This window comes from Nocardioides alpinus (assembly GCF_900112035.1).
GTDB classification, from domain to species: Bacteria; Actinomycetota; Actinomycetes; order Propionibacteriales; family Nocardioidaceae; genus Nocardioides; species Nocardioides alpinus.
Map to the genome: position 1 here is coordinate 117,310 of NZ_FOKC01000008.1, position 13,304 is coordinate 130,613.

The 13,304-nt window shown below is 69.3% G+C and carries 12 protein-coding genes; 6 read left to right on the forward strand and 6 right to left on the reverse strand.

The window, feature by feature from the left end; all coding sequences use genetic code 11:
- The first annotated feature begins 12 nt into the window (after nt 1–12).
- Complete coding sequence (locus tag BM127_RS15925; RefSeq protein WP_091200173.1) at nt 13–777, forward strand: DUF4328 domain-containing protein; 765 nt, start codon at nt 13–15, stop codon at nt 775–777.
- Nucleotides 778–792: 15 nt separating this feature from the next.
- On the opposite strand, the gene BM127_RS15930 is transcribed toward BM127_RS15925, so the two are convergent.
- From BM127_RS15930 to BM127_RS15940, 3 genes are read right to left on the reverse strand one after another with little or no spacing between them, the layout of a single operon-like run.
- Entirely contained in the window at nt 793–1,569 is a 777-nt protein-coding gene (locus tag BM127_RS15930; protein WP_091200031.1) for a succinate dehydrogenase/fumarate reductase iron-sulfur subunit, read from the reverse strand.
- Nucleotides 1,566–3,410 (reverse strand): fumarate reductase/succinate dehydrogenase flavoprotein subunit, encoded by a 1,845-nt coding sequence (locus BM127_RS15935; RefSeq protein ID WP_175507422.1) that lies wholly within the window; start codon nt 3,408–3,410, stop codon nt 1,566–1,568. The genes BM127_RS15930 and BM127_RS15935 overlap by 4 nt, the downstream gene beginning before the upstream one ends.
- Before the next feature lie 41 nt (nt 3,411–3,451).
- Nucleotides 3,452–4,273: a hypothetical protein gene (locus tag BM127_RS15940; protein ID WP_091200033.1), complete on the reverse strand. Its 822-nt coding sequence runs from the start codon at nt 4,271–4,273 to the stop codon at nt 3,452–3,454.
- Nucleotides 4,274–4,419: 146 nt separating this feature from the next.
- Between BM127_RS15940 and BM127_RS15945 the strand changes: the two genes are divergently transcribed.
- From BM127_RS15945 to BM127_RS15955, 3 genes are read left to right on the forward strand one after another with little or no spacing between them, the layout of a single operon-like run.
- The gene (locus BM127_RS15945) at nt 4,420–5,148 is read left to right on the forward strand and encodes a succinate dehydrogenase cytochrome b subunit (RefSeq protein WP_231263212.1); all 729 of its coding nucleotides are present in this window, start codon (nt 4,420–4,422) and stop codon (nt 5,146–5,148) included.
- A 29-nt stretch (nt 5,149–5,177) separates the two neighbouring features.
- Complete coding sequence (locus tag BM127_RS15950) at nt 5,178–7,199, forward strand: fumarate reductase/succinate dehydrogenase flavoprotein subunit (protein WP_091200177.1); 2,022 nt, start codon at nt 5,178–5,180, stop codon at nt 7,197–7,199.
- 2 nt (nt 7,200–7,201) lie between these two features.
- Complete coding sequence (locus tag BM127_RS15955; RefSeq protein WP_091200037.1) at nt 7,202–7,945, forward strand: succinate dehydrogenase/fumarate reductase iron-sulfur subunit; 744 nt, start codon at nt 7,202–7,204, stop codon at nt 7,943–7,945.
- A gap of 143 nt (nt 7,946–8,088) precedes the next feature.
- Here BM127_RS15955 and BM127_RS15960 read toward each other — a convergent pair whose 3' ends face one another.
- The 3 genes from BM127_RS15960 to BM127_RS15970 form a co-directional block, all read right to left on the reverse strand.
- A complete protein-coding gene (locus BM127_RS15960; protein ID WP_091200039.1) occupies nt 8,089–9,036 on the reverse strand; it encodes a hypothetical protein in 948 nt (315 codons plus the stop codon).
- A gap of 253 nt (nt 9,037–9,289) precedes the next feature.
- Nucleotides 9,290–10,345, reverse strand: coding sequence for a YihY/virulence factor BrkB family protein (locus BM127_RS15965; RefSeq protein WP_091200040.1), 1,056 nt, complete (start codon nt 10,343–10,345; stop codon nt 9,290–9,292).
- Nucleotides 10,345–10,854, reverse strand: a complete 510-nt coding sequence (locus tag BM127_RS15970) for a 2'-5' RNA ligase family protein (protein WP_091200179.1) — start codon at nt 10,852–10,854, stop codon at nt 10,345–10,347. The genes BM127_RS15965 and BM127_RS15970 overlap by 1 nt, the downstream gene beginning before the upstream one ends.
- Between BM127_RS15970 and trpS the strand changes: the two genes are divergently transcribed.
- Nucleotides 10,844–11,965, forward strand: a complete 1,122-nt coding sequence (gene trpS, locus BM127_RS15975) for a tryptophan--tRNA ligase (protein WP_091200042.1) — start codon at nt 10,844–10,846, stop codon at nt 11,963–11,965. The two genes, BM127_RS15970 and trpS, sit on opposite strands and share 11 nt — an antisense overlap.
- A gap of 81 nt (nt 11,966–12,046) precedes the next feature.
- On the forward strand, nt 12,047–13,303 hold the full coding sequence (locus BM127_RS15980) for a lipase family protein (protein ID WP_091200044.1): 1,257 nt from the start codon (nt 12,047–12,049) through the stop codon (nt 13,301–13,303).
- Nucleotide 13,304 lies beyond the last annotated feature (1 nt).

Consider the following 13,304-nt stretch of genomic DNA (forward strand, 5'->3'; position numbering starts at 1 on the left):
TACAGTCCGCCCATGACGACTCGGGGGGAGGGTTGGTACGCCGACCCTCAGGACACGCAGAGGCTTCGCTGGTGGGACGGAACGGCCTGGACCCTCCACACCCACGACCGCATCACCGCGCCCCCGGACCACCATGCGCCGCTGCCGCGCTGGTGGTCGGGCCTGTCCGTCGCGGTCCAGCTGGCCTTCGGGCTCTCGCTCCTCGCCGCGGCCTTCACCCTCTACGTGGACCTGGAGATCCTCGGCTTCGTCGACGAGGTGGAGCTGCGACCCGACACGGTGGTGGAGGCCGACGGTGCCCGCATCGACCGGCTCATCGCCCTGTCGACGGTGGAGGTCGCCACCTCGCTGCTCACCGCAGTGCTCTTCATCGTGTGGCTCTACACCGCCCACCACAGCGCGCGCATGGACCGGACCGTGCTCAAGCACGGCTCGGGATGGGCGATCGGCGGCTGGTTCGTCCCGGTGCTCAACTTCTGGCGGCCCTTCCAGATGGTGACCGACGTACGCCGTGGCGCGACCGGCGAGGCGACGGTCGACGTCCCCCTGCGACAGGGGTGGTGGTGGGGCACGTGGCTGCTCTCGACCGCCCTGGCGACGGTCTGCGACGTGTTCTACCAGCTGGCTGCCGAGGAGCCCGCGGGCGGCTACTTCCAGCTGCTCGCGAGGGCGGCCTCGTGGGAGCGCTTCGCATCGGCCCTGACGATCCTGGCCGCGGTCCTGGGCATCCTGGTCGTCCGCGAGATCAAGGCGCTGGTGCTGGCTCCCACCGACTGACCGTCGGCGACCACGTCAGACCTCGGTGCGGCCCGCGTCGTCCTTGTTGCGCAGGCCGATCTTGTTGCCCAGCCAGACCAGCGGGTCGTACTTCCTGTCCACGACGCGCTCCTTCATGGGGATGATCGCGTTGTCGGTGATCTTGATCCCCTCGGGGCAGACCTCGGTGCAGCACTTGGTGATGTTGCACATTCCCAGGCCCGCGGCGCCCTGGGCCAGCTCGCGTCGGTCGTGGGTGTCGAGGGGGTGCATGTCGAGCTCGGCGTAGCGCAGGAAGAAGCGCGGTCCGGCGAACGCCTCCTTGTTGTCCTCGTGGTCGCGCACGACGTGGCAGACGTCCTGGCACAGGAAGCACTCGATGCACTTGCGGAACTCCTGGCCCCGCTCGACGTCGATCTGCGCCATCCGCCGCTTGCCGTCAGCGTCACGCGGGCCGAGCTGCGCCGACGGCAGCTCCTTGGCCTTCTCGTAGTTGAACAACACGTCGGTCACGAGGTCGCGGATCACCGGGAAGGCGCGCATCGGCGTCACCGTGATGGTCTCGTCCTCCTCGAAGTCCGAGAGCCGGCACATGCACATCAGCCGCGGGCGGCCGTTGACCTCGGCGCTGCACGAGCCGCACTTGCCGGCCTTGCAGTTCCACCGCACGGCCAGGTCGCCCGCCTGCGTCGCCTGCACACGGTGGATCGCGTCGAGCACGACCTCGCCCTCGGAGACCTCGACCGGGAAGTCCTTGACCTCCCCGCCCTCCTTGTCCCCGCGCCAGATCCGCAATTTCAAGGTGTAGCTCATGCGAAGTACCCCTTCAGCTCGTCGGGCATCTCGGGCAACGCCTTCTCGTGGAGGTCCACGCCGGTGCCCTCGGCGTTGAGGTTGACCACCAGGTTCTTGGTGCCCCACTCGGCGTCAGGTCCCGGGAAGTCGTCGCGCGTGTGACCGCCGCGAGACTCCTCGCGGGCGAGCGCGGCCTTGGCGATGCACTCGCTGACGATGAGCATGTTGCGGAGGTCGAGCGCGAGGTGCCAGCCGGGGTTGTACTGCCGGTGCCCCTCGACGACCATCGTGCTCGCGCGCACCTTGAACGCCTCGATCTCGGCCAGCGACTCCTCGAGCTCGGTCCGCGTGCGGATGATGCCGACCAGGTCGTTCATCGACTGCTGCAGGTCGGACTGGATCGTGTACGGGTTCTCCCCGCCCTCGACCTCGAACGGGGCCAGCGCGCTCTTCTGCGCCGCCTTCACGTGGGCCTCGTCCACCTGCGGCCGCGTGCCGCCCAGCGACGCGGCGTAGGACGATGCGTGCTCGCCGGCGCGCTTGCCGAAGACCAGCAGGTCACCGAGCGAGTTGCCGCCGAGCCGGTTGGAGCCGTGCATCCCGCCGGAGCACTCGCCCACGGCGTACAGGCCGGTCACGGCGCTCTCCTGGGTGTCGGCGTCGACCTCGACGCCACCCATCACGTAGTGGCAGGTCGGGCCGATCTCCATCGCCTCGGCGGTGATGTCGACGTCGGCCAGCTCCTTGAACTGGTGGTACATCGAGGGCAGCCGCTTGCGGATGAACTCGGGGGTACGCCGTGACGCGATGTCGAGGTAGATCCCGCCGTGCGGGGTGCCGCGACCGGCCTTGATCTCGGAGTTGATCGCGCGGGCGACCTCGTCGCGGGGCAGCAGCTCCGGGGGGCGCCGGTTGTTCTTCTTGTCGTCGTACCAGGCGTCGGCCTCCTCCACCGTGTCCGCGGTCTCTGCCTTGAAGAACTCCGGGATGTAGTCGAACATGAAGCGCTCGCCCTCGGAGTTCTTCAGGATGCCGCCGTCACCGCGCACCGACTCCGTGACCAGCAGCCCCTTCACCGAGGGCGGCCACACCATGCCCGTCGGGTGGAACTGCACGAACTCCATGTTGATCAGGCTCGCGCCGGCCCGCATCGCGAGGGCGTGGCCGTCGCCGGTGTACTCCCACGAGTTCGACGTGACCTTGAAGGACTTGCCGATCCCGCCGGTGGCGAGGATGACGGACGGGGCGTCGAAGACGATGAAGCGGCCGGACTCGCGCCAGTAGGCGAAGGCCCCTGCCACCACCCCTGGTCCTGCGCCTGCCGAAGGGTCCTTGAACACGTCGGTGACGGTGCACTCCATGAAGACGTCGATGCCGAGCGCCACCGCGCGCTGCTGGAGCGTGCGGATCATCTCGAGGCCGGTGCGGTCGCCGACATGCGCGAGCCGCGCGTACTTGTGGCCACCGAAGTCGCGCTGGGAGATGAGTCCGTCGTCGGTGCGGTCGAAGAGGGCACCCCAGTCCTCGAGCTCCTGCACCCGCTCCGGCGCCTCCTGCGCGTGCAGCTGCGCCATCCGCCAGTTGTTGAGCATCTTGCCGCCGCGCATGGTGTCCCTGAAGTGGACCTCCCAGTTGTCCTCCGGCCAGCGGTTGCCCATCGCCGCGGCGATCCCGCCCTCGGCCATGACCGTGTGGGCCTTGCCGAGCAGCGACTTGCACACGATCGCCGTACGCGCGCCCGCGTCGTGCGCTGCGATCGCAGCGCGCAGGCCCGCCCCGCCGGCACCGACCACCACGACGTCGTAGGAGTGGCGCTCCATGCCGCCGCGCGCATCACCGGACAGGGCGTTGCCGGTCATCGGGTGGCGACCCTCGGCGGGGCCGCTCGTCTCTGTGGAAGTCAAAAGAACCTCACGTCCTGGATCGTGCCCGTGGCGAGCAGGAAGATGTAGAGGTCGACGAGGGCGACCGAGAAGAGCGAGTACCACGCCCACCTGCCGTGGCTGGTGTTGAGCCGAGAGACCCAGGTCCACAGCCGGTAGCGGACCGGGTGCTTGGAGAAGTGGCGCAGCCGGCCGCCGACGACGTGGCGGCAGGAGTGGCACGAGAGCGTGTAGAGCCAGATGAGGACGACGTTGATGATCATCAGCAGCGTCCCGAGGCCCATGTGGATGCCACTGGTCTCGCCGTCGCCGACGGCGTACTCCGCCGGCATCGGGCGGAAGGCGAGGAACACGTCGAAGGTGAGCACGAGGCCGACCAGCACCGCGGCGTACCAGAAGTAGCGGTGGACGTTCTGCAGGACCAGCGGCAGCCTCGTCTCACCGGAGTAGGACTGGTGCGGCTCCGCCACCCCGCACGCGGGCGGCGAGAGCCAGAACGCGCGGTAGTAGGCCTTGCGGTAGTAGTAGCAGGTCATCCGGAAGCCCAGCGGGAAGATCAGGATGATCAGCGCCGCCGACAGAGGGAACCAGGCGAACGGCTGGCCGAAGTCGGAGGCGCCCTCCACGCAGTCGCCGAGGCACGGCGAGTAGAACGGCGAGAGGTAGGGCGAGGCGTAGTAGTCGCGGCCCATGAAGGCCCGGACGGTGGCGTAGACGACGAAGGCCGAGAAGACGACGAACGTGGTCAGCGGAGCCAACCACCATCGATCCTGGCGCAGCGTGCGCGCGTCGATGCGCGCACGGGTCGGACTGGTCACGCCCTGGTCGGTCGATGCCATGCATCCTCCACAAGGTCCGGAACGAGGGTCCGGGCAACACAGGCGACTATGTCTTGTGTCACACCCGAGCGGAAGACAACGCGCCCAGCAAAACCTCACACGGCCTCGGCGCGTCGGGTGTGTGCGCGGGGCGATACGGTGGATCAGTGGCAACCCAACTCACAGATCCGCGCAAAGACGGCCCGACCCTGGTGAAGGGCGCGCGGGCCTCGCGCACCACGATCGCGCTCAAGCTCGGCATGGCGCTCAGCGGCATCGTCTTCCTGGGCTTCGTGCTCGCGCACATGTACGGCAACCTCAAGGCCTTCGCCGGTCACGACGCGTTCAACGAGTACGCCGAGCACCTCCGTGAGATCGGCGAGCCGATGCTCCCGCACGAGGGCCTGCTCTGGATCCTCCGCGTCGGCCTGATCGCGGCGCTCGTCGTGCACGTCTACTGCGCCGTCGTGCTGTGGCGTCGCGCGGCCCGCGCCCGGACGACGAAGTACGTCGTGAAGAAGCAGACCGGTGCCACCCGCGCCAGCCTGCTGATGCGCTGGGGCGGCCTCACCATCTTGCTGTTCCTCGTCTGGCACCTGCTCAACTTCACGATCGGCAAGGTCAACGTCCAGGGCGGGGCGACCAACGACCCCTACAACCTGCTCGTCGACACGTTCGACGTCTGGTGGCTGACCCTCATCTACATCGTGGCGATGCTCGCGCTGGGTGCACACCTGCACCATGGGATCTGGAGCGCCGCCCAGACGCTCGGTTGGACCGGCACTGCCGCCAAGCGCCAGCGCGCCAAGACGATCGGCTTCGTCATCGCGCTGATCGTCTCGGTGGGCTTCTCCCTCGTTCCCCTCGGCGTCCTCGCCGGCATCATCACCAAGTAAGGGGTCACCACGTGAGCCACGACTACGACATGCCCGACACCGTCAGCGCCGCCGAGGCGTCCGCCTCCGGTTCGCTGGACGGCGACTACGACGACGCGGCCGGCTACTACACGCCCGGCACGCCGCTGGTGGACACCAAGGCGCCTGATGCTCCGGTCGCCGAGCGCTGGCAGACCCGCAAGTTCGAGGCGCGCCTGGTCAACCCGTCCAACCGCCGCAAGCTCTCGATCATCATCGTCGGCACCGGCCTGGCCGGCGCCTCGGCCGCGGCGACCCTCGGCGAGGCCGGCTACAACGTGAAGTCCTTCTGCTACCAGGACTCCCCGCGCCGGGCCCACTCGATCGCCGCGCAGGGCGGCATCAACGCCGCGAAGAACTACAAGGAGGACGGCGACTCCGTCCACCGCCTCTTCTACGACACGGTCAAGGGCGGTGACTACCGCTCGCGCGAGTCCAACGTCTACCGCCTGGCCGAGGTCAGCGCCAACATCATCGACCAGTGCGTCGCCCAGGGTGTCCCGTTCGCCCGCGAGTACGGCGGCCTGCTCGACAACCGCTCGTTCGGTGGCGTGCAGGTCTCGCGCACGTTCTACGCCCGCGGCCAGACCGGCCAGCAGCTGCTGATCGGTGCCTACCAGGCCCTCGAGCGCCAGGTCGCCGCCGGCACCGTGACGACCTACACCCGCCACGAGATGCTCGAGCTGATCGTCGTCGACGACAAGGCGCGCGGCATCATCGCCCGCGACATGGTCACCGGCGCGGTCGAGACCCACCTGGCCGACGTCGTCGTGCTCGCCTCCGGTGGCTACGGCAACGTCTTCTACCTCTCCACCAACGCGATGGGCTGCAACGTCACCGCCGCGTGGCGCGCGCACCGCAAGGGCGCCTACATGGCCAACCCCTGCTTCACGCAGATCCACCCGACCTGCATCCCGGTCTCCGGCGAGCACCAGTCCAAGCTGACGCTGATGTCGGAGTCGCTGCGCAACGACGGCCGGATCTGGGTGCCCAAGAGCCAGGCCGACTGCGAGAAGGACCCGCGCGACATCCCCGAGGACGACCGCGACTACTTCCTCGAGCGGATCTACCCGTCCTTCGGCAACCTGGTCCCCCGCGACATCGCCTCGCGCGCCGCGAAGTACATGTGCGACGAGGGCCGCGGTGTCGGGCCCAAGGTCGACGGCGTACGCCGTGGTGTCTACCTCGACTTCGCCGCGGCGATCGAGCGCCTCGGCCGCGACGGCGTGGAGGAGAAGTACGACAACCTCCTCGACATGTACGAGCGGATCACGGGTGAGAACCCCTACGAGGTCCCGATGCGGATCTACCCCGCCGTCCACTACGTCATGGGCGGCCTCTGGGTCGACTACGACCTGCAGTCCACGATCCCGGGCCTGTTCGTGACCGGTGAGGCCAACTTCTCCGACCACGGCGCCAACCGCCTCGGCGCCTCGGCACTGATGCAGGGCCTGGCCGACGGCTACTTCGTCCTCCCGCACACCATCCGCGACTACCTCGCGGACGGCCCGTTCGAGGCGATCTCCGAGGACCACCCGGCAGTCGTCGAGGCGCGCGAGTCCGTCCAGGGCCGCATCGACCACTTCCTGTCGGTCAACGGCACCCGCAGCGTCGACTCCTACCACCGCGAGCTCGGCAACATCATGTGGGAGTACTGCGGGATGGAGCGGACCGAGACCGGTCTGAAGAAGGCGATCGACCTGATCCGCTCGCTCAAGGACGACTTCTACCGCAACGTCAAGGTCCTCGGCACCGCCGAGAGCCTCAACCAGTCGCTCGAGAAGGCCGGCCGCGTGGCCGACTTCTTCGAGCTCGGCGAGCTCATGTGCATCGACGCCCTCAACCGGCGCGAGTCCTGCGGCGGCCACTTCCGTGGCGAGTCGCAGACCGAGGACGGCGAGGCGCTGCGCCACGACGACGGCTACGCCTACGTCGCCGCGTGGGAGTGGGCCGGCGAAGAGGCCGACCCCGTCCTGCACAAGGAAGACCTCGTCTACACCGCCATCGAGATGAAGCAGCGGAGCTACAAGTGAGCATGAACCTGACCCTGAAGATCTGGCGCCAGCCCGACGCGGAGTCGGCGGGTGCCATGCACACCTACCAGCTCTCCGACGTCTCCCCCGACATGTCGTTCCTCGAGATGCTCGACGTGCTCAACGAGCAGCTCAACGACAAGGGCGAGGACCCGATCGCCTTCGACTCCGACTGTCGCGAGGGCATCTGCGGTGCGTGTGGCCTGATGATCAACGGTGACGCGCACGGGCCGGAGGTCACCACGACCTGCCAGCTGCACATGCGCTCGTTCACCGACGGCGAGACCATCACCATCGAGCCGTGGCGCTCCGACGCCTTTCCGGTGCTCAAGGACCTCGTGGTCGACCGCAGCGCCTTCGACCGGATCATCCAGCAGGGCGGCTTCATCTCGGTCAACACCGGCTCGGCCCCCGAGGCCCACTCGGTGCCCGTGCCGCGTGACGACGCGATGCGCGCCTTCAACGTCGCCACCTGCATCGGCTGCGGCGCCTGCGTCGCGGCGTGCCCCAACGGCTCCGCCTCGCTCTTCATGGGTGCCAAGATCACCCACCTCGGCGAGCTCCCGCAGGGCCAGCCCGAGCGCGACAGCCGCGTGGTCAACATGGTCGCCCAGCACGACCACGAGGGCTTCGGTGGCTGCACCAACATCGGCGCCTGCACCGCCGCCTGCCCCAAGGAGATCCCGCTCGACGTGATCTCGCAGCTCAACAAGGACCTGCGGACCGCGATCAAGCACGGCCACTGATCCGTACGGCCTTGGTGCTCCTGCGCGAGCGGTGAGTGAGGCAGGTTCTGCGGCCCGCGAACCTGCCTCACGCACCGCGTCCGGCCTCACCTCCCTGCCGGCGGTGAGCAGAGCAGGTTTCGTACGCTCAGAACCTGCCTCACTCACCGCCCTCGGGGGTGCGGTCGGCGGACCAGCCGGTGGACCGGCTGGAAGAGGGCGTCCCAACGCGCCCCGAAGTCCGGCGCGGGACCGTCGTAGCCCCGGGCGACGAGTGCCGCGTGGATCCCGCGCACCGTCGTCTTCGGGGTCCGCATCCGTTCCTTGGTCACGAGCTCGTACGCCGCTCCGTGCCGACGGTAGGCGGCGTAGCGGTCGATGTCGGCGTTGTACTGGGCACGGTCCTCCTGGTGCTGGCTCCCCTCGTACTCGACGGCCAGGAGGAACAGCAGCCACCACAGGTCGGGCGTGACCTGGACGCCCGGGGCGAGCTCGACCTTCGAGTTCACCTCCGGCTGCGGCAGGCCCGCACACACGACGTACGTCAGCAGCTCGGCCTCCGGCATCGAACGGCAACGGTCGTCGAGGAAAGGCAGGACGTACGTCGTCTCCGCCACTCCGCGGCGCCACTTCTCCTCGATGAGCAGCTGGTCGAGGAGGTGCAGGTCGAGGTGCGCCAGACGCAGCAGCTCGCACCCGACCTTGACCGCGTCGATCAGCCTCGCCTCGGCGCAGTAGGCCACGAACGCGGCTTCGGTCGAGACGGAGCCACCGACGCTGGGCGGCAGCTTGACCGTCCGGTGCAGGAAGATCCCGTCGACGGCGAGGTGCAGGGTGCCCTGGACGACGAAGTGGAGCGGCACACGCGGTCCGTGGTCGATGCCCATCTCCTGCAACGTGGTGATGCCCGTCGTGAGGGCGTCCGGAGGGAGCGCCAGCCGGGCGGCCGCGATGCGGTCCGCGAAGGACGGGTCGTGCGCGACATGGCAGTAGACGGCCTCGTGCACACGACGGAACTGCGGCCCCTGGAGGACGCTGCGTGTGATGCCTGACGCGAGTGCCTCAGCTCGGCGGAAGGGGCGGTGGAGGAAGTCCTCGGGAACGGCGTGCATGCGTCCATGCAGCCAGCCACGACTCACGGCCGCCACGGTCGGCGCTGCAGCCTGTGAACGAGGTCCCGGGCCGCGCGCCTGGGGACATCTCCCGGTCCGCGTCTGCCCTCTGAGCGGTGTGTGAGGCAGCTTCCAGCGCCTCGGAACCTGCCTCACACACCGCTCCAGGCGGTCCGGGGTTCGCTCGGTGAGCAGAGCAGGTTCTGTGGAAGCAGAACCTGCCTCACACACCGCTCGGCGGGGACTCAGGAGGTCAGCGACGTCGACGCAGGAGCGCGAGCAGCCCGAGGGTCGAGGCCGCGCCCGCGACGAAGGCGGCCTTCGGCGAGGTGGAGGAGGCGGCAGGACCGGCAGGACGTACGACGCTCGCTGCCGCCGCGAGGTCGATCCGCGGGCCCTCGACGGTCTGCTCGGCCACCGTGCGTGCCTCTCGGGCGGCCCGGGCCTCTGCCGAGGTGTACGCCCAGGCGGCGGCGTAGACGACGACGCGGGAGAAGTAGTTGATCCACACGAGCAGGATCAGGGCGATGCCGAAGGCCTGGAACGCGTCGGAGCTGGAGGTGATCTTCAGCAGGAAGGTGGACAGCTGCTTGAGCACCTCGAACGCGACCGCGCCGAGCAGCGCCCCCGACCACAGCGAGCGTGTGGGGATCTCAGGGGTCGCGAGGAGACGGAAGAAGGCGAAGAAGAGCACGGAGTTGGCGCCGAGGCCGAGCGCGAGGGCCACCACCCACAGCAGCGGCTCGAGGCCCGCGCCGAGCCCGAGGAAGTCGAGGATCGGGGTGATCAGCTTGGTCGTGACGCCGGAGACGACGACGCTGAGGATGAGCACCGAACCGAGGGACAGCAGCGCGAGGATGTCGCGCGCCTTGCCCATCACGAAGCTGGGCTGCTCGCGCGGCGGCTCCTCGAAGACCGCGACCAGCGCCTCCCGCATGCCCGAGAGCCAGCCCAGGCCGGAGTAGAGGGTCAGCAGGATGCCGACGCTGAAGATGCCCGGCGCCGCTGCCTGGAGGGTGTCGAGGCTGACGCCGTTCTCGCCGCCGACGAGGCCGGGCAGGACCGAGTTGGCGGCATCGACGAGCGTGTCCTGCGCGTTGTCGTAGACCTTGGCGACCTGGCCGAAGATCGCGAACGCGAGCGCCAGGATCGGGAAGAAGGAGAGGAACGCGAAGTACGTCACGGCGCCGGCCAGGGCGTTGCCCTTGACGGTGCCGTAGTGCTCGACCATCCGCACCACGTGGTCGAGGAAGGGACGGCGCTCACGGGCCTCGGCGACCTTGGCCTTGACGGAGGAGATCAGCGACATCAGCCGAGGGCGTAGTGGTGGGTGGGCTGCCAGCCGGCCTGCTGGTCGTGGACGTAGAGCGCGAACTCGTCGACGGCGAAGCGGCAGTCGAAGGCCGCGAGCTCGTCGAAGGCACGGTCGAGCGTCGGGTCGTCGAGGTGGTGCGCGACGGTCACGTGCGGGTGGTAGGGGAAGTCGAGGTCGACCGCCAGCGGCCCCTGGCGTACGGCGTCCGCGAGCAGCTCGCACGCCGAGATCCCCTCGGCCAGGGTGACGAAGACGACCGGCGAGACCGGCCGGAAGGTGCCGGTGCCGCGCAGGTGGATGTCGAACGGTTCCACGGCCGCGGCGGCCCCCGCGAGGTGGTCGGTCACGGCGGCGAGCTCGGCCTCGTCGACCTCGGCCGGCGGGATCAGCGTGATGTGCGTGGGGATCTGCGCGGCGGTGGTGTCGCCGACGGAGGTGCGGTAGTCCTGGAGCTCGGTCGCCCAGGGCTCAGGGATCGCGATCGCTACTCCTATGGTCGGCACCCCACGGACCCTACAGAACCCCTTCGCGCCACGAACCGGCCCCGTGAGAGGATCGGCCGTCGTGAGTGACACCTTCCGTGCGGCACAGGCCCGCAGCGACGAGATCGAGCAGCAGATGGCCGACGATCCGGCCTCTCTGCGGATGCTGACCGGGGACCGACCGACCGGCGCGCTGCACATCGGCCACTACTTCGGCTCGATCCGCAACCGCCTCCGGCTGCAGGACAGCGGCGCCGAGATCTGGCAGCTGATCGCCGACTACCAGGTGATCACCGACCGCGACGTCGCCGGCGACATCGCGGGCAACGTGCGCAACCTGCTGCTGGACAACATCGCCGCCGGGCTGGACCCGGAGAAGGCGACGATCTTCACCCACTCCTCGGTGCCGGCGCTCAACCAGCTGATGCTGCCGTTCCTCAGCCTGGTCAGCGTCGCCGAGCTCCAGCGCAACCCCACGGTCAAGGACGAGGCCAAGTCGGCGGGCATCACCTCGATCGGCGGGCTGCTGCTGACCTACCCGGTCCACCAGGCCGCGGACATCCTGTTCTGCAAGGCCAACGTGGTGCCGGTGGGCCGCGACCAGCTCCCCCACCTCGAGCAGACCCGCGTCGTCGCGCGCCGCTTCAACGACCGCTACGCCCCCGTCTTCCCCGAGCCCGGCGCGCTGCTCTCGGAGGCCCCGCTGATCCTCGGCACCGACGGCACCAAGATGAGCAAGTCCAAGGGCAACGTCGTCGAGCTGCGGATGACCGCCGACGAGACGGCCAAGAAGCTCAAGGGCGCCAAGACCGACAGCGACCGGGTCATTACCTACGACCCCGAGCAGCGCCCCGAGGTCGCCAACCTGCTCACCCTCATCGCGCTCTGCGAGGGCGTCGAGCCTGCGGCCGTGGCCGAGGAGATCGGCGACGGCGGCGGCGGTGCCCTCAAGGGGCGTCTCACCGAGGCGATCAACGCCGAGCTCGCCCCGCTGCGGGCCCGGCGGACCGAGCTCGAGGCCGACCCCGGCTACCTCCAGGACGTGCTGCGGCGCGGCAACGAGCGCGCGAACGAGGTTGCCGAGGCCACCCTCGACGAGGTCCGTGCGGCGATGGGCATGGTCTACCTGTGACGGACGTCACACAGACGCACTGTGTGACTCGCCAGTAGGTTCCCGAGCACGGCCGGACGGCCCGGTCGGGGAGGGAACCCCATGGGAGCACCATCACGTCGTCGGACTCGGACTTCTGGCGCGATCGCGACACTCACCATCCTGCTGGCCGGCGGGCTCACCGCCCTCGGATCGACCACGACACCAGCAGGCGCCGTCGTCCCCGAACCACCACGGCCCGCGTTCTACGAGGCCCCGGCCACCCTGCCCGCCGCCAACGGCGCGGTCATCCGCAGCGAGCAGGTCGGCTTCCTGCTCGACCCGCTCGACGCGACCAGCTTGGTCCGCAACGCCCAGCGTGTGCTCTACCGGACGACCAACCGCACCGGGAAGGCGATCGCCGCCTCCGGCACGGTCCTGGTCCCCACGACACCCTGGGTCGGCGTCGGCTCACGTCCGGTCATCGGCTACGCGCCAGGCACCCAGGGCATGGCCGACCGCTGCGCCCCGTCGCGGCTGTTCTCCGAGGGCATCGAGTACGAGGGCCTCGGCATCGAAGGCCTGCTGCTGCGCGGCTATGCCGTCGCGATGCCCGACTACGAGGGCCTCGGCACCGCCGGCGTCCACACCTACATGGACCGGGTCTCGCAGGGGCGCGCCACGCTCGACGTCGTACGCGCCGCGCAGCGCCTCTCCGGCACCGGCCTGAGCAGCGCCAGCCCGGTCGGCCTGATGGGTTACTCGCAGGGCGGGGGCGCTGCGGCGTCCGCGGTCGAGCTGGCCTCGACGTACGCCCCCGACCTCAAGGTCAGGGGCGCCGTCGTCGGTGCCGTGCCAGCCGACCTCACCCAGGTGGCGACCAACCTCGACGGCGGCCTCTACTCCGCGTTCGCGTTCTTCGCGCTGCGGGGGCTCTCGGCGAGCTACGACGTCGACCTGTCTCCCTACCTCAACGCCACCGGCCGCGCGACCAGCGACCGCGTGGAGACCGAGTGCGTCTTCGACCTCCTCAACAACGCGTTCGTGAAGTCGTCGACGCTCAGCGCCAACGGCCAGCCGATGTCGACCTTGATGGCCGCCGAGCCGTTCAGGTCGATCGTGGAGTCCCAGCGGATCGGGACGATCAGGCCGACCGTGCCGGTGCTGGTCACGCACTCGGTGCTCGACGACGTGATCCCCTACGGCGTCGGCAGGGCGATGGCGAGGTCGTGGTGCGGCAAGGGCGCCAACGTCCGGTTCTCCAGCAACGTCGCGCCGCTGCACGTCGGCGGCATCGTGCCGCAGACGGCGGAGGCGCTGCCGTTCTTCGAGGCGAGGTTCGCCGGCCTGCCGCAGCTCAGCAACTGCTGGCTGCTCTGAG

What these genes read in the sequence shown, in the direction of transcription:
- BM127_RS15925 (WP_091200173.1), top strand. Translation starts at nt 13, where the DNA reads ATGACGACTCGGGGGGAGGGTTGGTACGCCGACCCTCAGGACACGCAG.
- BM127_RS15930 (WP_091200031.1), bottom strand. Translation starts at nt 1,569, where the DNA reads ATGAGCTACACCTTGAAATTGCGGATCTGGCGCGGGGACAAGGAGGGC.
- BM127_RS15935 (WP_175507422.1), bottom strand. Translation starts at nt 3,410, where the DNA reads ATGACCGGCAACGCCCTGTCCGGTGATGCGCGCGGCGGCATGGAGCGC.
- BM127_RS15940 (WP_091200033.1), bottom strand. Translation starts at nt 4,273, where the DNA reads ATGGCATCGACCGACCAGGGCGTGACCAGTCCGACCCGTGCGCGCATC.
- BM127_RS15950 (WP_091200177.1), top strand. Translation starts at nt 5,178, where the DNA reads ATGCCCGACACCGTCAGCGCCGCCGAGGCGTCCGCCTCCGGTTCGCTG.
- BM127_RS15955 (WP_091200037.1), top strand. Translation starts at nt 7,202, where the DNA reads ATGAACCTGACCCTGAAGATCTGGCGCCAGCCCGACGCGGAGTCGGCG.
- BM127_RS15960 (WP_091200039.1), bottom strand. Translation starts at nt 9,036, where the DNA reads ATGCACGCCGTTCCCGAGGACTTCCTCCACCGCCCCTTCCGCCGAGCT.
- BM127_RS15965 (WP_091200040.1), bottom strand. Translation starts at nt 10,345, where the DNA reads ATGTCGCTGATCTCCTCCGTCAAGGCCAAGGTCGCCGAGGCCCGTGAG.
- trpS (WP_091200042.1), top strand. Translation starts at nt 10,844, where the DNA reads ATGGTCGGCACCCCACGGACCCTACAGAACCCCTTCGCGCCACGAACC.
- BM127_RS15980 (WP_091200044.1), top strand. Translation starts at nt 12,047, where the DNA reads ATGGGAGCACCATCACGTCGTCGGACTCGGACTTCTGGCGCGATCGCG.